General features: G+C 38.1%; 20 protein-coding genes. 4 read left to right on the forward strand and 16 right to left on the reverse strand.

Features of this window, described 5'->3' with window-relative positions; genetic code table 11:
• Positions 1-3 precede the first annotated feature (3 nt).
• On the forward strand, positions 4-1080 hold the full coding sequence (locus F3D3_RS20780) for an HD-GYP domain-containing protein (protein ID WP_069876359.1): 1077 nt from the start codon (positions 4-6) through the stop codon (positions 1078-1080).
• 11 nt (positions 1081-1091) lie between these two features.
• A complete protein-coding gene (locus tag F3D3_RS20785; RefSeq protein WP_069876360.1) occupies positions 1092-3980 on the forward strand; it encodes a response regulator in 2889 nt (962 codons plus the stop codon).
• A 187-nt stretch (positions 3981-4167) separates the two neighbouring features.
• On the opposite strand, the gene F3D3_RS20790 is transcribed toward F3D3_RS20785, so the two are convergent.
• From F3D3_RS20790 to F3D3_RS20805, 4 genes are all read right to left on the reverse strand, one after another.
• The gene (locus F3D3_RS20790) at positions 4168-4602 is read right to left on the reverse strand and encodes a DUF3783 domain-containing protein (RefSeq protein ID WP_069876361.1); all 435 of its coding nucleotides are present in this window, start codon (positions 4600-4602) and stop codon (positions 4168-4170) included.
• 67 nt (positions 4603-4669) lie between these two features.
• A complete protein-coding gene (locus tag F3D3_RS20795; protein ID WP_069876362.1) occupies positions 4670-5053 on the reverse strand; it encodes a VOC family protein in 384 nt (127 codons plus the stop codon).
• Positions 5054-5112: 59 nt separating this feature from the next.
• Entirely contained in the window at positions 5113-5511 is a 399-nt protein-coding gene (locus F3D3_RS20800; RefSeq protein WP_069876363.1) for a DUF86 domain-containing protein, read from the reverse strand.
• Positions 5501-5914, reverse strand: coding sequence for a nucleotidyltransferase domain-containing protein (locus tag F3D3_RS20805; protein ID WP_084389212.1), 414 nt, complete (start codon positions 5912-5914; stop codon positions 5501-5503). Before F3D3_RS20805 ends, F3D3_RS20800 begins: the two co-directional genes overlap by 11 nt.
• Before the next feature lie 240 nt (positions 5915-6154).
• Between F3D3_RS20805 and F3D3_RS20810 the strand changes: the two genes are divergently transcribed.
• Entirely contained in the window at positions 6155-7894 is a 1740-nt protein-coding gene (locus F3D3_RS20810) for an ABC-F family ATP-binding cassette domain-containing protein (protein ID WP_069876364.1), read from the forward strand.
• A 145-nt stretch (positions 7895-8039) separates the two neighbouring features.
• On the opposite strand, the gene F3D3_RS20815 is transcribed toward F3D3_RS20810, so the two are convergent.
• The 8 genes from F3D3_RS20815 to F3D3_RS20845 form a co-directional block, all read right to left on the reverse strand.
• The gene (locus tag F3D3_RS20815; RefSeq protein WP_069876365.1) at positions 8040-9536 is read right to left on the reverse strand and encodes a Na+/H+ antiporter NhaC family protein; all 1497 of its coding nucleotides are present in this window, start codon (positions 9534-9536) and stop codon (positions 8040-8042) included.
• Between the two features lie 179 nt (positions 9537-9715).
• Complete coding sequence (locus F3D3_RS20820; RefSeq protein ID WP_069876366.1) at positions 9716-10216, reverse strand: hypothetical protein; 501 nt, start codon at positions 10214-10216, stop codon at positions 9716-9718.
• Positions 10217-10422: 206 nt separating this feature from the next.
• On the reverse strand, positions 10423-10581 hold the full coding sequence (locus F3D3_RS24310) for a hypothetical protein (protein ID WP_175438440.1): 159 nt from the start codon (positions 10579-10581) through the stop codon (positions 10423-10425).
• Positions 10582-10860 carry a sodium ion-translocating decarboxylase subunit beta gene (locus F3D3_RS20825; protein ID WP_069876367.1) on the reverse strand — a complete coding sequence of 93 codons (279 nt, stop codon included), beginning with the start codon at positions 10858-10860 and terminating at the stop codon, positions 10582-10584. It lies immediately after the preceding gene.
• Positions 10861-10883: 23 nt separating this feature from the next.
• On the reverse strand, positions 10884-12251 hold the full coding sequence (locus tag F3D3_RS20830; protein ID WP_139132166.1) for a hypothetical protein: 1368 nt from the start codon (positions 12249-12251) through the stop codon (positions 10884-10886).
• Positions 12252-12417: 166 nt separating this feature from the next.
• Positions 12418-12954 (reverse strand): GNAT family N-acetyltransferase, encoded by a 537-nt coding sequence (locus tag F3D3_RS20835; RefSeq protein ID WP_069876369.1) that lies wholly within the window; start codon positions 12952-12954, stop codon positions 12418-12420.
• A gap of 44 nt (positions 12955-12998) precedes the next feature.
• Entirely contained in the window at positions 12999-14972 is a 1974-nt protein-coding gene (locus F3D3_RS20840) for a sensor histidine kinase (RefSeq protein ID WP_069876370.1), read from the reverse strand.
• 193 nt (positions 14973-15165) lie between these two features.
• Complete coding sequence (locus F3D3_RS20845) at positions 15166-16470, reverse strand: YjiH family protein (protein ID WP_069876371.1); 1305 nt, start codon at positions 16468-16470, stop codon at positions 15166-15168.
• 129 nt (positions 16471-16599) lie between these two features.
• On the opposite strand from F3D3_RS20845, the gene F3D3_RS20850 reads away from it, so the two are divergent.
• Complete coding sequence (locus F3D3_RS20850; protein ID WP_069876372.1) at positions 16600-17310, forward strand: response regulator transcription factor; 711 nt, start codon at positions 16600-16602, stop codon at positions 17308-17310.
• Here the strand turns inward: F3D3_RS20850 and F3D3_RS20855 are convergent.
• The 4 genes from F3D3_RS20855 to F3D3_RS20870 form a co-directional block, all read right to left on the reverse strand.
• On the reverse strand, positions 17292-19340 hold the full coding sequence (locus F3D3_RS20855; RefSeq protein WP_069876373.1) for an aminopeptidase: 2049 nt from the start codon (positions 19338-19340) through the stop codon (positions 17292-17294). The two genes, F3D3_RS20850 and F3D3_RS20855, sit on opposite strands and share 19 nt — an antisense overlap.
• 43 nt (positions 19341-19383) lie before the next feature.
• Positions 19384-20046 carry a B3/4 domain-containing protein gene (locus tag F3D3_RS20860; protein ID WP_069876374.1) on the reverse strand — a complete coding sequence of 221 codons (663 nt, stop codon included), beginning with the start codon at positions 20044-20046 and terminating at the stop codon, positions 19384-19386.
• Positions 20039-22618: an HD domain-containing phosphohydrolase gene (locus F3D3_RS20865; protein ID WP_069876375.1), complete on the reverse strand. Its 2580-nt coding sequence runs from the start codon at positions 22616-22618 to the stop codon at positions 20039-20041. Before F3D3_RS20865 ends, F3D3_RS20860 begins: the two co-directional genes overlap by 8 nt.
• Before the next feature lie 310 nt (positions 22619-22928).
• Positions 22929-24059: an ISAs1 family transposase gene (locus F3D3_RS20870; protein ID WP_069872581.1), complete on the reverse strand. Its 1131-nt coding sequence runs from the start codon at positions 24057-24059 to the stop codon at positions 22929-22931.
• Between the last annotated feature and the right edge of the window lie 152 nt (positions 24060-24211).

The following is a 24211-nucleotide window of genomic DNA, read 5'->3' on the forward strand; positions in this document are numbered from 1 at the left end:
ACAATGGATATTACAATTTTAATCGTAGACGATTCAAACACAGATATGCTTCTGATTAAGAGTATTTTAAAGGGTTACAATCTAATTTCGGCACGTGATGGTATCGAGGCAATGGCTTTATTGAAAGCAAATCCTGATATTGATCTAATGATTCTTGATCTCAACATGCCGCGAATGAATGGCTTTGAGGTCCTAAAAGCTATGAGCACATTTCATGATTACGAAAAAATTGCCGTACTCATCCTAACGAATTATGATGAACTTGAAAATGAAATCCGTGGCCTTGAACTCGGTGCTGTTGATTATATTCGCAAACCCTTAAATCTTGAATCTCTTAAACGTCGAATTCAGATTCATGTCAAACTCAAAAGTGCCAGCAGATCGCTTGAAGAGATTAACACCATTCTAGATCAAACCGTCCAAGAGCGCACAAAAGAATTGCTTTTGACCCGTAGCATTACCATCAAAGCGCTCATGAATTTATTGGAGATTCGAGATTTGGAATCAAGTAATCACACCCATAGAACACAGTGGATCATCAAATTACTGTGTGAGCATCTTCGAAAAAGAGCACCCTATAAAGCGCTGTTAACCGATTACTATATCAAGGAAATATTTGAAACAGCGCCATTACACGACATTGGGAAAGTCGGCATTGCAGATGCCATCTTGTTAAAACCCAGCAAACTCACAACAGAAGAATTTGAAATTATGAAACAACATGTGGATTTTGGCATAAACGCTTTAAAAGTAGAAATTCAAGACGAATTGCTGCCAAGCTTTGTCCGAACGGCCATGGAATGCATCTGCGGACACCATGAAAAATATGACGGTACCGGATACCCAAAGGGCACAAAAGGGAGCGATATTCCACTTCCAGGCAGACTTATGGCCATAGCAGATGTCTATGACGCTTTAATCAGCAAACGTGTTTATAAAGAAGCTTTTTCTCACGAAGTGGCACTTAACTATATCATTAAAAATCGAGGCAAGCACTTTGACCCTGATCTGGTGGATGTTTTCGTGGAAATCAATCAGGAGATCAGAGAAATTGCAGTAAAATTCAATCAAGCGCATTAGGGGGCTGTCTTATGAAATTAAACATTAAAAATCTTACAGTTATCACTATAATTTTAACATTCAGTCTTTTATTTCCTGTTATTTTCTCAAGTTCAACTGTGCCTCCATTGCCTTTGACACCAGAAGAACTCACTTTTATCGAAAATCATCCGATTATTTATTTGGCATCCGATCCAAAGTTTTATCCTTACGAATTTTTGGATTCAGATGGCAATTATAAAGGGATCGCCGCTGACTATATCGCTCTTATTTCGAAAAAAACAGGTCTTCAATTTGAAATAGCCAAAGGTCTCACTTGGGAATCTGCCTATGAAAAGGCGGTTCTCGGCGAATTGGATGGTCTTTCCTGTGTTTTAAAAACAACAGCAAGAGAATCCTATTTTCTCTTTTCTGAACCCTATTATGATACTTACCGCGTCATCTTTATCAATAACGAAACCAAAACAATACAAAATTTCGATGACTTAAAAGGCAAAAATGTCGCTGTACAAAAAAACAGCTCTCATCACAGCTACCTTACAGATTATCCAGATATTACTTTAAACGTCTTTACTACTGTCGAGGAGGCTCTCAAATCTGTTTCCGAGGGTAATGATGACGCCTTCATCGGCAACTTTGCTACGTCTACCTTTATTTCTAAAGAAATTGGCATCACAAACCTCAATTATATTTCAATAGCAGATCAACTGCCTCAGTCGCTTCACCTTGCCATTCGAAAAGATTGGCCAGAACTGATCAGCATTCTTAATAAAGCCCTCACTGATATCACTAAAACAGAAAAAACCACTATAAACAACACTTGGATCGGCGTTGATAGCAGAGTCAATTATCAAGAAATATATAGAGTTGCGAGCATGATTGGCGCATTGGTATTGCTTGTGTTCATAGTTTCTTCCTACTGGATTATCAAATTAAAAAAAGAAGTTAAGCTGAGAAAACAGATCGAAGCGGACTTGAACACCGCTAAAGAAGAAGCCGAATCTGCAAATCAAGTTAAATCTCTATTTTTAGCAAGAATGTCTCACGAGATCAGAACGCCTCTTAACGCCATTACTGGCATGTCCTATATTCTTCGAAAAACGGATCTCGGTGCTTCTCAAAAAATATATTTAGAAAAAATCACACGCGCCTCCCGAGATATGCTCAGCATCATCAATGACATCTTAGATTTTTCAAAAATTGAAGCGGGTAAAATCGAACTTGAAACCATTTCCTTCAACCTCGATGAAACACTGGAGCAACTTATAAATATCGCTTCTCATAAAATAGAAGAACAACACATTGAATTTTCCATTCACAGAGATGCCAATATTCCTAATTTTTTTAAGGGCGATCCCAAGAAAATAGGTCAAATTCTACTCAACATCGTCAACAATGCCCTTAAATTTACGACGGATGGACAAGTTTCATTATTGATCCGATTGGTTGCAAAAGTTAAAGACCATTACACGATTGAATTTAGCGTTAAGGATACGGGCATCGGCATGACCAAAGAGCAGTTAGGGCAATTATTTATCCCTTTTAACCAAGCAGACTCAAGTATCAGCAGAAGATTTGGCGGCACAGGTCTCGGTATGTCCATTGTAAAGACATTCGTCGAACTCATGAATGGCAAGATAGAGGTCTTTAGCGAAATGGGTGTTGGCTCTACCTTTAATATTCAAATTCCGCTGGAGATTGATTACAATAAAGACTACGAGACGCGAAAAGCGGATGCTGCGCTTTATTTTAAAAATATAAAAGCACTGGTATATGATGCTTCTTTTTTCTACTCTAATTTATTGAAGGAATACCTCCACACTTTTAATATCATTGCAGATTTTACCCAAACCGAAGAACGCACTATAGAATTCCTTACGATGGCCGCACAAGAGGATAGCACCCCTTATAATCTATTAATCATTGATTATGAATCCCCTACGATTAACGGCATCGCGTTTTTAAAAAAACTTAACGCAAATCCCCATCTCCATAATCAATTTCCCAAAACAATTTTACTCGTGCCCCTTTCTAGAGATGATCTCTACGACAAGCTCGATGAAGCAGAAATAAATCTCGGTATTGCCAAACCCATTATTCCATCCGTTCTTTATAATGGTATCGTGGAACTCTTTAAGATCAATATTATAGAAATTCATACTGAGCAGACAGAGACTATAAAAGATGAAAACGACATCACAGAATATCCGCATCAAATCCTTGTAGTTGAGGATAATTTGACCAACCAATTTATTGCAAAATCCCTTTTAGAGCAATGTGGATATCAAGTGTCACTCGCTGAAAACGGTCAAGTAGGCGTCGATTATTACAAAGCACATCAAGAGGATATTCAACTCATCTTAATGGATTTACACATGCCTGTACTCAGTGGGTATGAGGCCAGCACGCAAATTAGACTTATCAATCAACAGATTCCCATCATCGCCATGACTGCCGATGCCATCACTGGCGTCAAAGAAAAATGCCAAGAGGCGGGCATCGCATACTTTATTACCAAGCCCTTCGAACCAGAAGATTTCATCCAAAAGGTTAAAGCCATTTTAAAAACCTCTTTTTCCGATTCAAAGATACCCGTTTTAGAGGTTGAAGAGGGTTTAAAATATGTCAGTGGCAACATGGCACTATACACAATGATCCTAAAAACCTATTTTGAAGAAAATCAGAATGTCGTCAAGGAACTACAAAATGCCATCAATAGCCATGCTTATGATGAAGCTATCCAAATCGTTCATAAAATTAAAAGCAGCTCAGGTAGTATTGGCGCCAAGGTTTTACACGAAGTAGCCATAGCACTTCAAACCGCTTTAAAAGATTCACAAGAAGAGTATATCCCAGCACTAGCCATTCAATTTACAGACTTGCTTGACACACTGCTCGTTGAAATAAAAAACCGCCTATGATCGATCAACTTACCACAGGCGGTTTTTCAAAAATACTCTTTATGACAACTCCGAACTATAGAGACAAAACTGTCACACTTTTTGTTTTTCATATTTTCTTAATAAAAAAAGCATATCTTCAAGTTTTAACCATCAGATATGCCTCGTGATATGCTCTTTTTGTTTACTTCTATTTTTCACAGAGCGTTTATTGCTTCATTGCTCTCATTTTTTTCATTTCTTCTCGTTCCTTGACAAGTTCTTCCACCAGCGCACTGAAAGCCCAGCTCAAATTATGAGGTGTAGTGCCTGCAAATATAGGTCTTGGAATTGCTACTGTCTTAGATACTTCTATAAAACGATCCAGTTCTGAATGTGCTGTCCCGCTAAAAATAATCGTCGGAATAAGTGAATACGCTTCTTCCACAGGCAAGTTTACCCTATTAAGCGTCTCTTTTTCTAAAATGGTCCCTAATGTTTTCTCAATTTCTGTCTCTGAAATAACCACAATTTCATCAATACCCGATTTTTGTCTACAGATTTCAATAAGTTCGAGTTCTGAAGCGCCATAACCATAAACTAAGATACAATTACGGCCTTGTTTACGTTCATCGCTTTCACGATCTATTTTTTTAAACGACATACTTATCTCCTTTTTTTTATAAAACCGGTCTTCTTCTAATCACTTAGAACTGGCTAAACTTTGCTGCTTAATTGCTTCTAATCACTTCTACGTCATAACCATCAGGGTCCGTCACAAAGTAAAATCGAGGTGGATTTCCTGGCAACCCCATCAATTGAGTCACTTTATATCCCATTCCAATGTGATTCTCTCTTGATTTTTCTAAGTCCTCTACCGATACAGCAAAATGACTAAAACCATTTCCAATGGTGTAAGGCTTTTCAGGGTTGTAATTGTAAGTCAACTCTATATCATATAACCCATCTTCATCGGTCATAAAAACCAATGTAAACTTATCCTCTGGAAAATCTTTTCGAGTTCTTTCTACAAACCCTAGAGCCTCTTGATAAAATTTAAGAGACTTGTCTAAGTCCATTACCCTTATACACGTATGCAACATTTTATATTTCATGTGTTCCTCCTTAAATTATACGATGTCCTTTTTACAATTAATCTTTCCATGACACTATTTCATTTGATCTCATCTATAAACGCATCAAAATCTCCTAAATGACTCTCTAAAATACGTTTTAAAACATCAAGATTTAATTTTTGATAATCATGGACTGCCAAATTTCTAAAGCCAATCATCGATTTCATTTTCAGTGCACTCATTTCTTTTATAATACCATTTTGATAAAGAAGATCAAAGGCATCTCGACTGGATTGAGGAATTCCAAGTCTTTTTTGAGAGACGATATGCATCGCTAAATCTATACAAGCCTCTATGGCTCTCTGAATATTTAAGATGATGGAATCCTGTTTTGTAAAATCGTCCAGATTGCTGGGTGTATTATCATATTCTTCGCGAATTCTTTTTAAGCAACGTTCAACAACACTTTTTTTATTAAGTACCACATCATTTACCATAGATTGATCCCTCCTTTTTTATACGCTCCAATATGCAGTCACGTTCTTCGTTGAGTCTAGCATACATTTTAAGCGTTTTTATTTTAAAGACATCCAGTTGGTATTGATCTTTACAAAAAATCACACGACCATCTGTTATAATCTGTGTTGCAAAGACTGTACTTGCATTGTTCAAATCGATCAAATCAACTTCCATATGGATCATTTCTGCAAGAACGCCGGAGGCTTCAAATAGGTCAAAGGCATCTAATTTTGAATTGCAAAATATGGCAATATCTAAATCGCTTTCTATTCTTGCTTCTGCACGACTATAAGATCCGAATACGATTATAAAAAGGGGGGCAAAAATTTTATTCAAATAATTGACACATGGATCAATGATCTCTTTAGATAATGAATTCATTGTTTTATCCTCGTTTACGCTGTTTGTTCCATTATAATTCATTTTATGAGGATGGGCAAATTATAAAAGGATTGAAATTTGTCGTAAAAAGTGTTATGCTTCAAGCTGTGAACACACGTGAATCACGTTACTACATAATAATCCAACACAAAATGACGCATTAGAAGATTATATATGAAAGAGCTTGTTTTTTAAGGCTCTTTTTTGATGATAGAAAGACGATAAAGAAGAGGTAATAATATGTTAAAAGTAGATCAACTGTCCTATTCGTTTCCGCAAAAGGATTTATACAATAAAATTTCGTTTACATTAGAAGACGACCAACACTGTGCTTTTATCGGCACCAGTGGCAGTGGTAAAAGTACGCTTATTGATATCATCATGGATCCTGAAAGATACATGTTCGATGGCAAGTTAGAGCTATTTCCACACTGCAGAATCGGCTATGTAAGCCAGTTTTCTCAACTGGATAAAACAAAAGATACCACTGTTTTTGAATACATCGCAGAAGTCTTTATTCATTTGCAAAGCAAAATTGCTGCGATCTGTACTGAAATGGAAACCGCCACAGAACTTGACGCACTCCTTGAAAAGTATCAACACGCACTAGATGCATTTGATGCCATTGACGGTCATGATTTTGAAAGCAATATCAATAAAAAGCTCAATCTTGCCAACTTGATGAAATACAAAGACTTGAAGGTGTCTGAACTCAGTGGCGGTGAATTTAAATTGATTCAGGTCATCAAGGAAATGCTCAACAGTCCGAATTTGATGATTATGGATGAACCCGATGTCTTTCTAGATTTTGAAAACTTAAACGCACTTAAGGACCTCATAAATGCCCATAAAGGCATCATGCTTGTGATTACGCATAACCGATATTTATTGAATCACTGCTTTAATAAGATCATTCACCTTGAAAACAAAGAACTTCAAGAGTTTGATGGTCGCTATATCGATTATAATTTCTCACTACTTCAAAAGAAAATCGAACTCCAAGAGCTGGCGATAGCAGATAACATAGAAATCGAAAGAAATGAAATCCTTATTGAAAAACTTCGAAAAATCGCAACTTCTGATTCAGAAGCGGCTAGAGGCAAATCTCTAAAAGCACGTGTTAAAATTCAAGAACGCCTTGAAGCGCGTCGGATTAAAGAGCCCTTTGTGGAAATCAAACAACCGAATATCCGCTTAAAGGCTGATCACGAAATCGCGGATACAATTGCGCTAAAAGTAAGTCATTACAGTGTTGCTTTTGATGATCTTCTTTTGGAAAATGTTAACTTTGAAATCAACTCCACTGACAAAGTCGCCCTAATCGGCGCAAATGGCACCGGAAAAACAACCTTAATGAGAGATATCTTTAAGAACAATCAAGCGTCTATCTCGATAAACGACGCTATCCAAACCGCTTATTTATCTCAACTTCAGGAAGAAATACTGGACGAGTCCAACTCCATACTCCAAGAATTCTTTGATACAGGCTTCAAAACATACGGCGAGATCAGATCGTATATTCGAGCTTATGGCTTTGAAGAAGAAGTCATCGATCAAAAGATTGGTTCACTCTCTGGGGGTGAAAAAAATATTTTGCAGCTTGCTAAAGTTGCCGCACAAGGTGCTAATTTTTTATTGCTCGATGAGCCCACCAGTCATTTGGACACCTATTCACAAATCGCACTTGAAAAGGCTATCGAGAACTACAAGGGCGCACTTCTGATGATTTCTCATGATTACTATACCATTGCCAACTGCATGGATTATGTTTTAATCATTGAAAATAAGACGGTCCGAAAAATGAGTATGCGTAAATTCAGAAAAATGATTTATGAAAGTCATTTTGATAAAAACTACTTAGAAATGGAGCAAAAGAAGAAGGCCGTTGAAACGCAGATTGCCATCGCTTTAAATGAGACTAATTTTGAACTCGCTAAGGTTTTATCAGAAGAATTAGAAGCGTTGATTAAGTTGCTATAGAATGAGTTAATCCTATTAATTAAAATAATGTAAAATCACCCACACAGAGCCTTGTTCAAAAAACACTGTGCCTTGTGGGGTGATTTTTTTAATTGTCTCCTATTTGTGAATCACTCGTTTCTTGACTCACGATTACAAAGTCCTTCTAAACAGATTCTATCATCGGAGTCATTTCCTGTTCTTTCTCTTTTTTAATGTATTTCTTAAGCCTTACATCGGGTTCACTCGGCAAGCCGAAAAAGGGAATAAAGCGATCCCATCCCGTCAAGGTCAATATTAGAAGTGAAGACACTGCCACCATTGCCATGACATTATACCGGATAATATCCCATGGAACGAACTCATGCAACGGATACACCGCCGATGCAATCCCCACATAAAAGCCCATATAAACATGCCATGGAATCAGCTGAGAGCCAAAGACGCCCAGCGCATCATTAAAAGTTGCATTTCTAAGTCTCAATTTATACATATCGGCTTCACTGGCCTCGACATTTTCATCGGTAAGGGCTTTACAAATCGGTCCCACTGTGACGATTTGAGCCATTTCATCCGAAAGTGCTGCATTGCCTAATATAGACAACACACCATTACAGAATAAAAGTTGTCTCACATTCGTAACGATGCTGGCAACAAAGTTTGAAAGCGGCAAAAAGGCATTGATCTTAGCCATAATACCACCAAAAGCCGCTACCCACATCATCATGACGATTACCCATGACCCCGCATCTGCAAAGCCCGCTTCCACTAATCCCAAAAAGGATTTCACAGAGTCCACAGTTCCAGCTGCAAGACCAAAAATAAGCGATGATGCAATGCCTAAACCTAAACATGCTAACGTTGGCAAGCCTCTTACGGCTGCGATAAGCACTAGGATTAAGGGGATTATCATAAAGGTCGGAACCCCTTCTTGAACTTGATTGAGAAGCGTTACAGCTGAAGGCCGCTTTTCATTAAGACTTGTCCATACCTCAGCAGGAATTTCTTTAATGGCATCTGTTGCATTTGCCACATCCCCAGATAAGCCCATACTGAGTAGCACGATTATGACGGCTGTTACCAAAAGACAAAGCCCTGACCAGACGCCTTGATGCCGGATTCTATGGATGACTTCAACTTTGTGGATTCCAGAACTTACAACTGTTGTATCTGAAATAAGACCTATGTTATCGCCAAAGCATGCACCACCCGCTATCGCTGCAGTGGTCAAAAGTAAATTTCCACCAACGATGTGGTTGAGCCATAAAAAAATCGGTGCACATGCTGCAAAAGTCCCCCACGAAGTCCCTGTTGCCACAGACAGAATTGCGGTAACGATAAAAGCGGTTACAGCAACTGTTTTAGCCGTCATCCCAAGACCCAGCGCTACATTGATAATCGCTGCTGCAACCCCCGTTGACATAAATGCTTCTGCCATGGCATAAGCTGCCATCAAAATAAAAAAGACAAGTTGCATTTCTTTAACGTTATCCACTGCTGCACCTACGATATCGTTAAACGACAATTTATCCGTTATAAACGCCACAATAGCAGCCCATATAACTGCAATTGGCGCAGCCATAAGCGGACCCATGCCAGAGATCATCAGTCCTGCCAATAAAAAAACAGGTGTGAATTTTAAAAAACCTACAATTACCTTCATTTTACGTCTCCCTTACAAGATTATTTATTTGTATCCCTCTATTGTTAATTGTATCACAATGTTTATTTTGGTACAATTGACCCTTATTGAAGAAAAATAAATTAATCTGTAGTTTGGGCGGTTGTATTTGCGGATGCGAAATTTAAGACATGTAATGTTCGGTCTAAGTTGGAGCGGTATTAATGATTTACATTGTCTACTTTTATTTCATCAAAACTTATGAAAGTGTTACTAAAGAGGTACTTGCCTTTGCCTTTGCCCTCCACCGTTGTTATGATTTCGGCTTTTTTCATCGCTGTTATTACTTTTCCAGCATTCGCATATGAAAAATTCAAATAATCGGCAATATCTTTTCTACCAAAGATCTGTCCTTCTCTAGCCAACTGATAAAACTCTATTATATGTTCTCTCATAATATTTGTTATTCCTGCATTCTCACATTTTCTATTTATTGATTCAATAGTTACTTTTTCATCGCCAATAGCTACTTTTTCATCGCCAATAGCTACTTTTTCCTTTTTTTCTATCGGAACGTCATAATTAAGATTATACAAGGTTACCCAAAACGACTTATTGTCAGAGTAAAACTGAGGTTCAAGACTTTCTTTATAATTAACTTCTTTTCGATAATCTCCTTTGATTTTCTTGAAACCACTACCTCTACGTTCCATAAAATTCATTCGATTAAATCTTTTATATTCAAACTCCCATCACCTACTCCTTGTCAATGATGTTACTTATATGAAATTTTCTCTAACTCATCATACATTTTGGTAATTATTATTGTAGCATATCGCTAAAAAAGATCGGTACCATTTTTGTTTACCGATCTCTAGCGACTTTCAACCTATCCATAATTCCTTATAATTTTCTAAAACTTCTATCCCTAATACTTATTCCTAAACGTCGAATTGTAATTATCAAGTGCTTCAATGCCCTTAACTGCCAACTTGATAAACAATACAAAGCAATAAATTGACATGCCCAGTATTGCTAAATAAATAATCATCACTAAAAAACCTGCACCTGCGCCTATAATACCCATCTACTCTTTCCCCTTTCTCCATTTTATAATACCAATTGCAGTGATCGTGTATAAGATCACCACAATGATGTACTTAACAATTTCTGGACTTTTCGTCCCAATAAAAATCGCTGTAGGCCCATCTGCCCCACCTATAATCCCGATAGAACCCGCCTCATGCTTGGAAACATCCGCATGCATTGCACCCAATAAGACCAACTTCAAAAGCCAATTAGACATGAGTAATAGTGTACCAAAGACACCCGAAATAACCGTTACTACTTTCATCCATTTTTTCATCACAATTTCACTCCTTCTCATACTCAATTAAAATAGGATTTATCCTCTATAACCAATACTGGATCACCTGAGACTTCACCAAGATCCTTGACCAGCTCGACGCTTTCCACAGTAAAATCAGCAGACTCAATCTCATCAAAATTAACATCATAATAAGCATACCTCACCGTGATTTTCAGAGTAGAACCTTCATCAATGGTTTGAACTTCATCCCAATAACTCGGGTGCATGGTATTACGCCCCTTCTTGATAATCCCAGATTTGAGGTTCAAATTTTGAAAGCGATACCACGAGGCAGTATAACCTTCAAATTTTGGCACCCTATAAGTCATCTCATAAATCGGATAAGGTACAATTTCAGTCCAATTTTCATCAATCACTTCAAATTGGTCTAACAATTTTGGATCTTCAATTCTGTACATAATTTGAGAAATGCCCTCTATTTCAAGCGGATAGAGTGCAAGGTTCAATTTTGGCGCATTAGGAACAAAAGGATCCCTAGGATCATATACATCTAACCGTACACTAAACCGCATGTTCCTAGAACCTATCGTCTCCAGTTCCAAATCACCACATTTGTATTTGAGATGATAATCTTTTCTTGCCACTTCGTAAGGCAATTCAAAAGGGATGTGATCTTCTAAATAGCCATCTATTCTAATAAACTCATCATAACGCGTTATCTCAGGTTTCTGTAAAATAAGACCTTGATCAGAGAGTACCAAGTCATTGGTCGTATACTTTGTATCTGCTAGATACCCGCTATAAGTGTCCTGCGTCTCCACATGCCCCACTAAAAACAAACACATTAAAAGCATGCTGATTATCAACACCTTTGTTTTTGGTGATTTGATCTCATTGATTTCATTCAATCTGATAATGTCATCAGCTTCAACCTTTGTATTTACAATACTATGTGTCACAGCACGCTCTTCCCGACGTGAAAATCGCTTCAGAATAATCCGATTAAGTAGAAACACCATCCCAAAGCTGACAACAGAAAAAACCACGGATACGCCTATAAAATCCATATCTGTTTGAATATAGAGCAGACTCTCTAGAAGCACCGCTATACCAAGACCCTTTAAAAATTTCTTATGCAAAATAACAATACCAAATGCTATAGGCACATATGCCAAAAACACTCTCCCGAGGTCCTTTAAAAAGGCCAATTGCCACATTAACATCCTAGAAGCATCCTCTGACGTAAAATTAGGATCCATATACTGATGAAATTGGATTAAGCCTAAAGACTCTTTAATTATTTGGATTGGAAACCATTCCGAATACGTCGCGTAATTTAATCCAATATTCCCCGGACCATTCTCACTCAACCCTCTAAATCCACCACTTAATATAAACAGCAACCCGTATGCGATCAATAAAATCATATGTATCTCCTGTGAGACCGTAACAGGCTTTAGGCCTCTAAAAGACCTAATTTTATTTTTTACAATCACATAAAGGCCGCAAAGAATTAAAATCATATTCAATTGTATCAAAATATAAAACATATGTCATTCCTCTCCAAAAGTATGCACCCTAACTTATATCGGACTAAAGTGAAATCCAATACCGACGCACCCAGATCACTTCGCCATCCGATTTCTTCTCGCTGACCTTGTTCTCAAAAATACCACCATTGGATTCAATGGTCTTAGCAGAGGCTTCATTTAAATCATCACAAGTGAGCAAAACACGTTTAAGTTGAGGTTCTGTTGTTCTAATTTGATCTAACATTTGCTTAAGCATCATCCCTGCAAGTCCCTTTTGACGCTCAGAAGCTCTTACACCGTAGCCAATATGGCCTCCATGCTGCATTAAATGGTCATTAAGCTCATGTCTAAAGTGAATAGCGCCTATCAGTTTATGATTTTCGTCCTCTAAAAAATAGAGTGTTGATGGCACAAAGCCACTTGCTCTCACCGCATCTGTCGTATCACTTTGCCATCTCGCCTGTAAAGTATCAAAGCGCTCCCCTTCGCATCTTGCCGCATAAGGCACGATGACCTCGTTATTATTTTCCCATTCTGAAATGTAATCTATATAAGCACTTTCACTGATTTCATCGAATTTTACAAATTTATAGTCCATAAGTTCCTCCTAAATCATATCTGAGTTTTATCTGTTTACTCATCCTAGCACTTTGTTTCTGCCTCGTCTATACCGCCTTCAAGGTTGTCACATAACTGTAAACAAAAACAGACCGTCGTCCCCTCACCCCAAACGGAACTGATTTCGAGTCTGCTGGCATGTGCTTCCAAGATGGATCTGGCAATAAAAAGCCCTAACCCATAACCCTTAGTCTCATCACGCTCTGCTCTATAGAACATCTCCTGAAGATTTGACAAATGCGCTTCTTCTATCCCAACGCCTTGATCGTGAACCCCTAATTGAATGCGTTTGTTTTCCAGATCATATTCGATGGCGCATTCTATAAGTGTTTCATCCTTAGAATACTTAACCGCATTACTAATCAAATTCTGCCAAACTCTTTTGATCTTGACCACGTCGATATTGAGCAATTCATCTTCGAATTCATCTATATGATGGATAAAACGTCTGTTTTTTTCAAGCAGATACGTTTCAGTTGAGCTCAAAAGTGCTTCTGAAAAAAGTTTTACAGACACCCATTCTTTTTTGAGCTTTGGCACACATTGCGCTTCATAAGCATGATCTAAAATATCGCATGTGATGCTTTCAATATCCTCTGCACTGCTCAATATGCCATTTAAAAACTTCGCTTTTGTCTCTTCATCTTTAATAATCCCTGTATTGAGCCCTCTGGCATATCCTTTAATTAAAGTGATCGACGTCTTTAAATCATGTGATAATGTGGCAATAAATTTCGCTGTGTTAAAACTCATACTGTTGATTGACTGCGTCACTTGTCTGGATTCCCGCATCAACTTTTCACTTTCCTTCTCAAAGAATCCAGACATGGAACTCAAATATTCCCTGAGTGCATAAATGGCAGATCGAAGATTGCCAATCTCATCCTCGCCCGTACTCCTGATCGTCTGTTTTTTATAGAGACCAACTGATGGCTCGTGCCCATTATTCCGATCCAGATGGCCTAAGTCAATCGCTTCCATATGCGTTATAGAGGCGCCAACTGCCGTATCGATCAACTGTCGGCTTGAGGTTAAATTTTCTAGGGTCTCTGTTATGGCGATAATAGGCTTTGTAATCTGATTCCCCATATAATAACCAATGCCAATGGCCACCAAAATTCCCATCGAGCCCGCTATAATCACATAACTCAGCAATAAAATGGATTGGCTGTAAAGCTCTCTTTCTGGCAGTGTTGCAACGAGATACCACTTATTGCTTTCTATATATTTATAGCTTTGAAACGCATTTTCTTTTTCATTAAAAATTGAAGGCCCGTTATAAACAGCATTGCCCATCGACCTTTTTAAAAGCATACTGATTTCATAGGGGAACTCTTTATAAATAAGATCTGCATTGGGATGCGCTAAAATACGATAGTTGGAATCCACAATTCCATAGTATCCCTCATCTCCCAATTTAAGATCACTGACTATTTTAGAAAAATATGCTGCCTTTATGGCGATCCCCGCATATCCCATCACCTCCCCATCACGGTTAAAGATAGGCGATACGGTGTTGACGATTAGTGAACCATCTGAACGTGCAATAAGCGCATCACTGGTAACCGTTTTGAGCGTATCCTGAGAGGCTTTGAGATAAGCCCTTGAAGACAAATCGATATCTTGTGCTTCTACCATGGTGGTACCTCTGATAATACCCAATAAATCCATGATAAATAGATCTTTATAATACCCCTCACCTTGATCCATCATCACCATCTTATCCTTTAAATAGGGATTAATATCCTCTACAGATAACTTCCCCTCACAAAATAAAAGTGCGTTTTCATCCAAAGCCAGCTTTTCAGTCTCTAGCTTCGTAATTTGAAGTCTTAAATCGATGTTTTCTTTAGCCCGTTCAAGTTGTGATTGCATTTGGAGCGTGGCAGTTTTGTTGAGAATGGTGGCCGACTTTGAGTAAATCAAACTGCTCAATACCACCATCATTAAGATCAATGTAAAGCAAATGGACAATATGATTTTCTTTCTTAAACTCATTCACGTCACCTCCCGTTTCTATTGTATCAGATCCCCCCATATATCAAAAGAAAGTGTTTTTTAAGCCCATAGTTGCGCTTAAAAACACTTTCTCATTAACTCTTTTTGTCTTGTTTAAAGTAGGCCTGTTGAACTTGTAAAAATCGATTTACCAAAGACAGTCTATCTCATCTTTTAGCTGTTTTGCCAATCTCTAAAAAATCAAAAAGGCAATTGGTGCTGCTAATAGTAAAGTCAATATCGTTCTTTCAACCCAGATGATTAAAATTTCCGTGAGTGTGATGGGAATTTCTGTTGAAAGAATACACGGAATCGATGCTGAAAAGAACAGTATAGAGGATATCGAAACCACAGCCACAACGAATTTAGAGACCATAGGTGCTGCGGTCATCAAAAGCGCGGGTAAGAACATTTCAGCGATTTCCACGGACATGGCTTTCGCCGTCAATAGCGGTTCTGGTATCCTTAGAAGCCACGTAAACGGATAATAAATGTAACCGAGCCAGTCAAATAAAGGCGTATATTTCGCAACGATCAACCCGATAAGCCCTACGGATAAAATCGATGGTAAAATCCCCATTGCCATGATGAAACCATCTTTTAGGTTATCCGCAATATTCTTCATAAGAGGCAGTGAATGTTCAGCTGCTTTCATGCCTTCTTTATAAGCATTGACCAGTATGTTCCCCTCCATTTTAACTTCTGGATCACCTTCACCAGTAATATAGCGATCTTCCTTACTGCTGAGTGGTTTGATTCTAACCGTGATCGCCGTCACTGCGAAAGTAATCACAAGCGTTGACCAAAAGAAAATGTTCCAGATTTCCATAAGCCCCAGTGTTTTCGCCACGATGATCATAAACGTCGCCGACACTGTAGAAAAGCCTGTGGCAATAATGGCAGCTTCTTTTATGGTGTACTTGCCCTCTTTAAAAACACGATTGGTAATAAGCAAGCCTATAGAATAACTGCCCACAAAAGATGCTACGGCATCAATCGCTGAACGTCCAGGTGTTTTCCAGATCGGTCTCATAACCGGTTGCATCAACACACCGATAAATTCTAGCAGACCATAGCCCACTAAGAAAGATAAGAATGCTGCACCGATTGGCACGATAAGGCCCACGGGAATCACAAGCTTATCAAAGAGAAATGGAATCATGTCTGCTTCAAAAAGCCATGCAGGACCCACCTTAAAAAAAGCGAGAAATGCAACGCCAATGCCTACAATTTTTAGGCCTGAAAAAACAATTGTCACGGTGTCTTTGCGCCATGTCTTTTTGTAAAACGGATAAATGCCCCCTAAGATTATAACGATAAGTGCGTACACAGGCGCAAGGCTAGGTACAAGTGTTTTGATGCCAGTCACTAAGTGATCAATGGGAATTGTGGACTTCCCACCCATTTCTATGGGTACAAAGAACATAAAAACACCAATTAGACTGTAAAAAATAAATTTAAATAAGACCCCATTTTTGTTAACCGCTACATTTTCCATCAAACCGCCCCTTTCTATTTTCTTAAATCTATATTACAATTTGAGTATAATGAAATTATCTGTTTATTTAGAAAATTCATAGAGATTCCATCAAACTGACACCAAATTGACATAAAAGGGGCCTAAAATATGTATAAAATTATGATCGTAGATGATGAAAAAGACATCGTGTTTATGCTCAGTGAGTTCATGAAAGCAAATGAGATAGATGTGGTCAAGGCATACAGTGGCTATGAAGCCTTGATGAAATTAGACGACAGCATACAGTTGATGATCCTTGATATTAACATGGCAGATCTAAGCGGCCTTGAAGCGTGTAAGAGAATAAGAGCAAAATCGAATATCCCCATCCTTTTCTTAACCGCCAAATCAAGTCAATACGATAAAGTCATTGGTTTTGGCATCGGTGCAGATGATTATATCACCAAGCCCTTTGATCCCGTGGAACTCGTGGCACGAACCAAAGCACATCTCCGGCGTTATGAAAATTATAACACCACACATACAAGTTCTTATCAGCCCATTGAATTTGGCAACATCAAGATCATTCGAAATGCGCGTAAAATTTTAAAAAACGATACAGAAATTTCGCTTTCAAATACCGAATTTAATCTCTTGCTCTATTTAATCGATAATGCACAGACCGTTTTATCAAGACAACAAATTCTCATGCAGGTCTGGGAATCCGCACATTATGATGAGAACACTGTCAATACGTTTATCAAGCGCTTAAGGACTAAAATAGAAGACAATAAAGACACCCCAGTCTTCATTAAAAGTATCCGGGGTGTAGGTTATCTCTTTGATTATGCTTTTAAAGATTATGAATCCAAGTCTTGAAAAGGGGCATTGAGTGCTTCAGTGCCTTCAAGTACAAATCGGCCCTCTTTAATAAGGGCTATTTCTGTCCCATCCGATTTTCGGACGGCAATTTCGCCGATATCATCATAGGGGATCGTAATATCGATATGACAGTTGGTATACGCTTTATCCACATCTTCCGCTCTAAGTCTAACACGTTCATTATCTCTTGCTATGATCTCTTTGCCATCTAGCGGATTAAAAACGGGGTGATCTTCTGCCCATGCAAAACAAGTATCTCCTATTGCAAAATGAGGTCCCATTTTTTCAACGATTAAGATGGGCAGCTTATCTACAATCCCATACTTTTCGCTGATGACATACGCCAAGGTGTTCGTCCCAATGGCAAATTCGCCCATAGGCAAACTCTTATGAGGGAAAAGTAAATTCTCTTCAATATAAGCTCTATTTTGATCTTCCAAGTCAAAATTTTTACAAGTGTAATTTGTAATTTCACCGTCTTTGAATTCAAGTTCAAGGTCTAAAAAACGGAAGCCTTCAAGGTATACAGTATCCACATGTAATATGCCGTTTGTCCCCTTGAGCAGTGGCGATGTAAAGACTTCACCCGCAGGCACGTTGACATCTGCGATACAATTGACGAAGTTCGTCTGTTTTTCAGGTGATGTCAAGGGATGCATTTTAACAAGAATATCTGTTTTATTGGTATTCATCCCTTTTACATGCACAAACTCACCTTGATCCAGCGCCTCAATAAGCGTCTGCTGGATTTTTTCGACTTTATCGTTATCTTGCATGTTGATGTCTATGATATCTTCAAAAATAGCTTCAAATTGATCCCCAATTTCAGGCGAAGGAAATGCCACAATACAAAAGCTTCTTTCGGTTTCAGAAACATAGGCTTCTAGGATCTTCGAGCGCTCTTGATGTTCGTCTTGCTGTAATTTCTGCTGAAGCTCTGTCAGTTTTAGACGACTTTCATTGCTTTCTGGGCTGAAAGGCTCTTCCCCGAATTTCTCTATGAAGAGAATGCCCGAGTAGTCTCTCAGCTCAGCCTCATATCTATTGCCCCCCTCTTTAAAGGCATTTATTCTAAGTTTATTCACTTCATCGTCAAGGTATAAGCCTATATCAAATTTATGATCAAACTCATATTGCTGATCCATTCTTGTGGTGGCCACAGCAGATACAAATCCATTTAGATGATTGATTTTTAGATGATTCAGTATCCTTTCAGTCATCTTTTCTTGACCTGCATTTGCAACAATTCTCACTTGATGCCTCAGGGCAATGTCCTTGTTATCCCTTTTGAATCCAGTGACATATGCAGTCACAATACTCTTTGCTATTTTATCCAGTTTTTCTTCTGGATATGCCTTAATAAAGCTTGCCGTCTTGAGCTCATAATCCGAAATGTAGACGCCGTATCTAAACAAATCCTTTAAATCCGCAGATGTCGCCGCAGACTTTGTTATCTCAGTGTTATATAGATTTTTTAGAGTAAATGCATTTTCAAAATACTTTGAGATTTGCATCTCCAAGTTATTGCAACGATATTCTCGGATATTTTGATCTAATTTTGCGATGATGCTCTCTGAAATGGCCTGCTCATCATCCATGTTCATAAAATTTTCATAAACCGTAAAGACAAAATGTATCAAATCTAAAAGAAAAGATTGATCACTTTGATATGCAGGGATAATGCCATCTCTTATACACGCATAGACATAGCACAATCTCTGCCCTAAATCTTTTCCAAACACAGATGTCATATAGACTGGATTGGCATAACTTACTTTATACGCTTCTGGTTTAAGTTCATGATAATAACTGTGATTCTCAGCCATCAATGCCTCTAAAGACTGTTCTTCATAATATACTTTTTTGGAATGCTTTTCTTTTTGAATCAATTTAAGTAAAAAAGAAAATGAAGCTTTAAAATAAGACTCTATTTCAGATTGCGAACCCTCTTTTTTTTCGAATGCTGTTATTTGAGATTCAAGCTGTTTACATAACGTTGAATAATTTGTTCTAAGTTGTTCAGCCATGTTATATAACTCCTTTTAGTAAATCCGTTAATTCCGCACACAGTTACGCCACGATTTTTTTCTCAATCGGTTTACCGGCTCCATATTTGTTTAATAATTGCTCTGCATAATTCAAATGCGCTTCTAAAGGGTCTTCTGCATCAAAAGAAATGATATTCATGAGAATTCTTTGAGTGGCCTCATTTACAGCGGTTGCTCTAGAATCCGCCGTGGTTGAGCCAAAGGGCTTATGGGCATCCTTTAGAATTGGCAGATTTTCAAGGTTCATTTCTTGTCCACCAATATTGAGATAGGTCTCGCTGGCTTTTCCGCTCGTAAAGAGAACCGGTCCTAGAATTTGATCATAATCATAAGTCCCGATTGAGTTCATGGAGACCACTGAAATGAGGTTGGATAAGTCAACGATGTTATTGATGCGGTCAACCCCTTCACCTCTAGCGATTCTACGCATGAGCTTTTCACTGGAAACCCGATACTTCGTTGGGTCTTTGCCTAAGGCTCTATAACCCGCCCTAGCTTTAAGTACATTGGGGAGCTTGCTAATCTCCGACGCAGCTACGCGCCCTTTAAAATCCTGAAATATAGCCGTCATCTCAGCTTGAAGTGCCTCAGAACTCTCTGCTACGCTGACTTCATATAATAAAATCCCCAGTCTAACCTCTGGCAATTTTGATTTGAGTTCTGAATCAATTTTGATATCAACCATAATGATGCTCCTTTGTGCCTTCATTTCTAGTGCTTTCGAGATATTCAATAAAGGTCTCCACGATTGACGGATCAAATTGAATCCCAGCCACACGTCTGAGTTCCTCATAGGCTTCCTCATATGTCATTGCTTTCCTATAAGTACGATCACTGGTCATGGCATCAAACGCATCCGCCACAGTAATAATCCGTGCCAGATAAGGGATTTCTTCCCCTTTAAGCCCTTTTGGATATCCTTTTCCGTCATAGCTTTCATGATGCGCGAGCACATGTTCAGCAATCTCGCTCATCTCATTAACCGTACTCAAAATTCGATAGCCGATCTCTGGATGCTTTTGCATTTCCGAATACTCTTCTGGTGTCAGATGCCCTTCTTTGTTCAATATTTTTTCATCAATGGCGATCTTGCCCACATCATGTAAAAGACCAATCGTTTTGAGTTCATTCGTTTCACGATCAGATAGTTTTAAGGCTCTTCCCAGTTCATAGCTGAGCTCACTGACGCGTTTACTGTGTTGTTCTTCCCTTTTATTCTTCTCGTGTAGCGTATTGACAATGGCGTAGATTGCCTTTCCACGCACGCTAGGACCTTCCGTAAGCTTGCGCTTATTTAAATAATCCTCTGCAGTCTTAAAGACATCTGCAATCTTATCCTCAAGCGTTACAAGTTGAGCATGTCCCAACGAGACGGATATAGATACTTCGTTTACCTTAATTTGATTACAACATACCAATATTTCATCCGTTAGGCGCTCCAATATTTCATGAGTACTCTTGGTCACCAAAACAGCGAATTCATCGCCGCCCATTCTTGCGACAATTTCACCTCTTCTGCAGATTTTCTTAACTTGTGTCGCAATTTCATTTAGCAAGTGATCTCCAGCTCTATGTCCGAAAGCATCGTTGATGAGTTTTAGGCCGTTGACGTCCATCATGATGATCCCCAGCGGCAAATGTTCTATCGTCTTGAGATCAGAAATCTTTTTCTCAAAATAAGCTCTATTAAAAAGCGTTGTCAAATCATCATGTGTGCTGATATAAGCAAGATTCGCTTCTCTTCGCTTGCGTTCAGAAATATCCGTATACACCCCATAACCACCGATCATAACACCTTGGTAGGTCATCGGTACCCCTTGAATACTCACTTGATGCGGTGTCATATGTTTACCATACCGTATGGATTCAAATCGGACCATCTCGCCGCCAAAAACCTTTTGAGTAAGTTTTTCAGCCTCTTTTCTGTAGCTTTCATCCGATAAAACCACATCTAAATTCTGCCCTGAAATCTCATAAATGCTGTAACCAAATAACTTTTCAAAGGCATCATTGATTTCTAAAATTTGATGATTTTGATCGAACATCACGATCGCATCTTGTGCATTTCTGAAGAGAGCTTCAAAGTTTTGTTTTTGCCTTGTAACCTCTTGCTCTGTTGCCACAAGCTGACTATAGGTGGCCTCTAACTCTTCATTAAGTGCCATAAGTTCATCTTTGTCATCGTTGAGTGTTTTTACTTGTTTGAAAAACTGATTGAGCATGGTATTGATTTTATCAGATAGTTTTCCAAGCGCTTGATTTGAAGACAGCACAATTTGTTGATCCACCTCTCTATCAAGATCAATATTAGCCACTTGCTCTTCAAATTCAAACAAAGGTTTTGCAATAACCGCTCTTAAAATCAAAATTAATACTATAAAAGTTCCTATGATTGCGATGCTTAAAGCGATTGAAAAAAATTGAAGTCTTATCAAGCTATCGCTGTAATTATTAATGGGTGCAAATGAAATCAGTGTCCATCCAAATTCACTGAATTCATGATAATGAAAATAACCCTTCAGATTACCAATCTGCTCTTCTAACATCCCATATGAAGTCGCCTGATCATCGCGCAATGCATACCATTGTTTCATCAGCTCATAAGCATTTACAGAAGACGCCTCATGATCAAGCTGATCCAATTCAACCATTTTTTCGCCTTTGGAACTGAGCAGATAAGTGATCCCTGGACCGAATTTTTCAGAGTTATCTAGCACGCTTTCAAGTTTTACAAGAGAGATATCTCCTGCGACAACGCCTTCTAACGCCCTATCAGAATCATATACTGGAACGGCGATTGTAACGATCCACGCGTCCTTTGTCGCATTTAAAAACGGATCTGTGATAATCAATTTGCCCGCCATTACAGCCTCAAGATACCAAGGCCTCATTCTCAAATCAAATTCTGGGGGCGGGGTAAAAAGACTTGCATTAATCAGCTCATTCTCACTTGAACCGTAATAAAGCGACATAAAGAGGTCATGCTTATTAAGCTTATCTTTTAACATTTCCAAAATAAGTTCTGAATCCTCCAAATGAATTTCAATATAATCTTTCGCTGTAGAAATCACTTTTGCATTTTCGGCAACCCATTCGTTGACTTGATAATCCATAATATCCACAGAGAGCATCGCATTTCGCTTAACTTCTTCAGCAAGGACGATTCCTGCATCTTTAAATTGTAAATTTACTACTACAAGCACTAGAAGCAATAAAAGGGCATATATAAAGTGAATACCTCTGATAATTCGATTCATAGTCAAGGTTCTCCATCATTTGATTTAATCTAATTGCTAAAATCACTCATAATACTTATCTTATCATATCCGTACTATGTTTTACAATGGAATCCATAGTCATTCTCACGGCTATCGCATGAAAATCTACCATAATCAAGGCTTTTATTCAAAGTCTTAAAAAAATAGCATTGCGCTATTGGATTATGTGGCATGACTTATGTTTTAATGCAGAGCTCAATCCTTTTTACAGTTTTGAGGGCACAACTAATAAACCGTTTGTATCACTACAGCCGACTTACCCTACGAATGGTATAACTCAGCCTTTTTTCTACAGCTCAGATACTACTTTCGTTAGAAAAGACTCATCTATTGATGCTTTATAACGCTTCAACTTTAAACTGGTCTTCTTTTTCGTGATGGTCTCTTGTTTTAAAATATTCATGGCTATCTTCTTCAACATGGATTGATTTGCAGCACCGTTATTCATTCTTACTCGGCTATGATCTTCTCTAAAAACAACATCAAGTATCCAATGACAACTTTCTACACCCCAATGTGATCTCACGGCCTTTGCAAACACTTCACATGGTCCTTCTTCTGGTGTTTTTAAACTGGATATGAAATAGCTCACTTCTACGCTTTCTTTTCCTTTTGTGGTCACTGTGCGCCTTACCATACCTATGCTTGATAAGTTTTTCCATTTGTCTTTTTCTACATACCATTCTATATCGTTTGTCTGATAATACTCTCTTTTTTCAATTCTTCCATGACCTTTTTCTAGAGTTGTTTTTCTACTTACTGGGTAATCTCTAAAATTGGATTCAATTGCATCTTCAAAATAACTTTTTACTTCTTCATTAAAATTACCTTGATTCCCTTTTAATGAGAGTACATAATCTGCTTCTTTTCCTATTATTTTTTCGACTATCTTTTTTTGTGTACCCATAGCGTCTATTGTGATTATGCTATCCTTTATAAATAGCAAATCCAACAGTTCGGGGATTGCTGTAATTTCATTACTCTTTTCTTCTGTTTTCAATTGTCCTAGCAAAAGATCATTTTCTTCTACCCACGCATTTACCAGATGGATTGCCTTTCTATCTTCTGTATGTGATCCCCTTGATGTTTTTCCATCTACAGCGATTATTCTGCCAGCGGATTCATTCGATAGCTTGCTTGTCCAGCTTATAAAGGCTCTATTAAAAGAATCACTATCCAAATTTTCAAATACGCGTTTATACGTATCATGAGAAGGTACGCCATTCTCTAAATCCACATATTTTTTAAACCATTCTTTTTTTGCCTCTACAAAGGATTCTACTTCTATCCAGGTATTCGCATTTGCAATCGTTGCAATCACTGTTGTAAAGATTATTTCTATCAGCTTATGTTTTACTTTCCACTCTTGTCTAAAATCGCTTACATTTTCAAATGCACTTTTAAACATTGTTTTGTCCATATGAATTCTCCTCCAGAGTTTTTTTCCTCTAGTATTGAATTCGACATTACTTCTCTAATTCCTTTTTGTAATTATTACCATTTATTCCTTCTGCATTTTCGCATTCACTTTTCCTAAAATACTCTACATTTTTTTCATGCGATAGCCGTGTA

Origin of the sequence: Fusibacter sp. 3D3, assembly GCF_001748365.1 — a bacterium.
Taxonomy (GTDB): domain Bacteria; phylum Bacillota; class Clostridia; order Peptostreptococcales; family Acidaminobacteraceae; genus Fusibacter_A.

Coding starts and splice junctions, on each gene's coding strand:
- F3D3_RS20800 (WP_069876363.1), bottom strand. CDS start 5,511: ATGGTAAATGATGTGGTACTTAATAAAAAAAGTGTTGTTGAACGTTGC.
- F3D3_RS20805 (WP_084389212.1), bottom strand. CDS start 5,914: ATGAATTCATTATCTAAAGAGATCATTGATCCATGTGTCAATTATTTG.
- F3D3_RS20840 (WP_069876370.1), bottom strand. CDS start 14,972: ATGAGTTTAAGAAAGAAAATCATATTGTCCATTTGCTTTACATTGATC.
- F3D3_RS20865 (WP_069876375.1), bottom strand. CDS start 22,618: ATGAATCGAATTATCAGAGGTATTCACTTTATATATGCCCTTTTATTG.
- F3D3_RS20785 (WP_069876360.1), top strand. CDS start 1,092: ATGAAATTAAACATTAAAAATCTTACAGTTATCACTATAATTTTAACA.
- F3D3_RS20860 (WP_069876374.1), bottom strand. CDS start 20,046: ATGGTTGATATCAAAATTGATTCAGAACTCAAATCAAAATTGCCAGAG.
- F3D3_RS20790 (WP_069876361.1), bottom strand. CDS start 4,602: ATGTCGTTTAAAAAAATAGATCGTGAAAGCGATGAACGTAAACAAGGC.
- F3D3_RS24310 (WP_175438440.1), bottom strand. CDS start 10,581: ATGGGTATTATAGGCGCAGGTGCAGGTTTTTTAGTGATGATTATTTAT.
- F3D3_RS20870 (WP_069872581.1), bottom strand. CDS start 24,059: ATGGACAAAACAATGTTTAAAAGTGCATTTGAAAATGTAAGCGATTTT.
- F3D3_RS20855 (WP_069876373.1), bottom strand. CDS start 19,340: ATGGCTGAACAACTTAGAACAAATTATTCAACGTTATGTAAACAGCTT.
- F3D3_RS20780 (WP_069876359.1), top strand. CDS start 4: ATGGATATTACAATTTTAATCGTAGACGATTCAAACACAGATATGCTT.
- F3D3_RS20835 (WP_069876369.1), bottom strand. CDS start 12,954: ATGGACTATAAATTTGTAAAATTCGATGAAATCAGTGAAAGTGCTTAT.
- F3D3_RS20815 (WP_069876365.1), bottom strand. CDS start 9,536: ATGAAGGTAATTGTAGGTTTTTTAAAATTCACACCTGTTTTTTTATTG.
- F3D3_RS20795 (WP_069876362.1), bottom strand. CDS start 5,053: ATGAAATATAAAATGTTGCATACGTGTATAAGGGTAATGGACTTAGAC.
- F3D3_RS20810 (WP_069876364.1), top strand. CDS start 6,155: ATGTTAAAAGTAGATCAACTGTCCTATTCGTTTCCGCAAAAGGATTTA.
- F3D3_RS20830 (WP_139132166.1), bottom strand. CDS start 12,251: ATGATTTTATTGATCGCATACGGGTTGCTGTTTATATTAAGTGGTGGA.
- F3D3_RS20850 (WP_069876372.1), top strand. CDS start 16,600: ATGTATAAAATTATGATCGTAGATGATGAAAAAGACATCGTGTTTATG.
- F3D3_RS20820 (WP_069876366.1), bottom strand. CDS start 10,216: ATGAATTTTATGGAACGTAGAGGTAGTGGTTTCAAGAAAATCAAAGGA.
- F3D3_RS20845 (WP_069876371.1), bottom strand. CDS start 16,470: ATGGAAAATGTAGCGGTTAACAAAAATGGGGTCTTATTTAAATTTATT.
- F3D3_RS20825 (WP_069876367.1), bottom strand. CDS start 10,860: ATGAAAAAATGGATGAAAGTAGTAACGGTTATTTCGGGTGTCTTTGGT.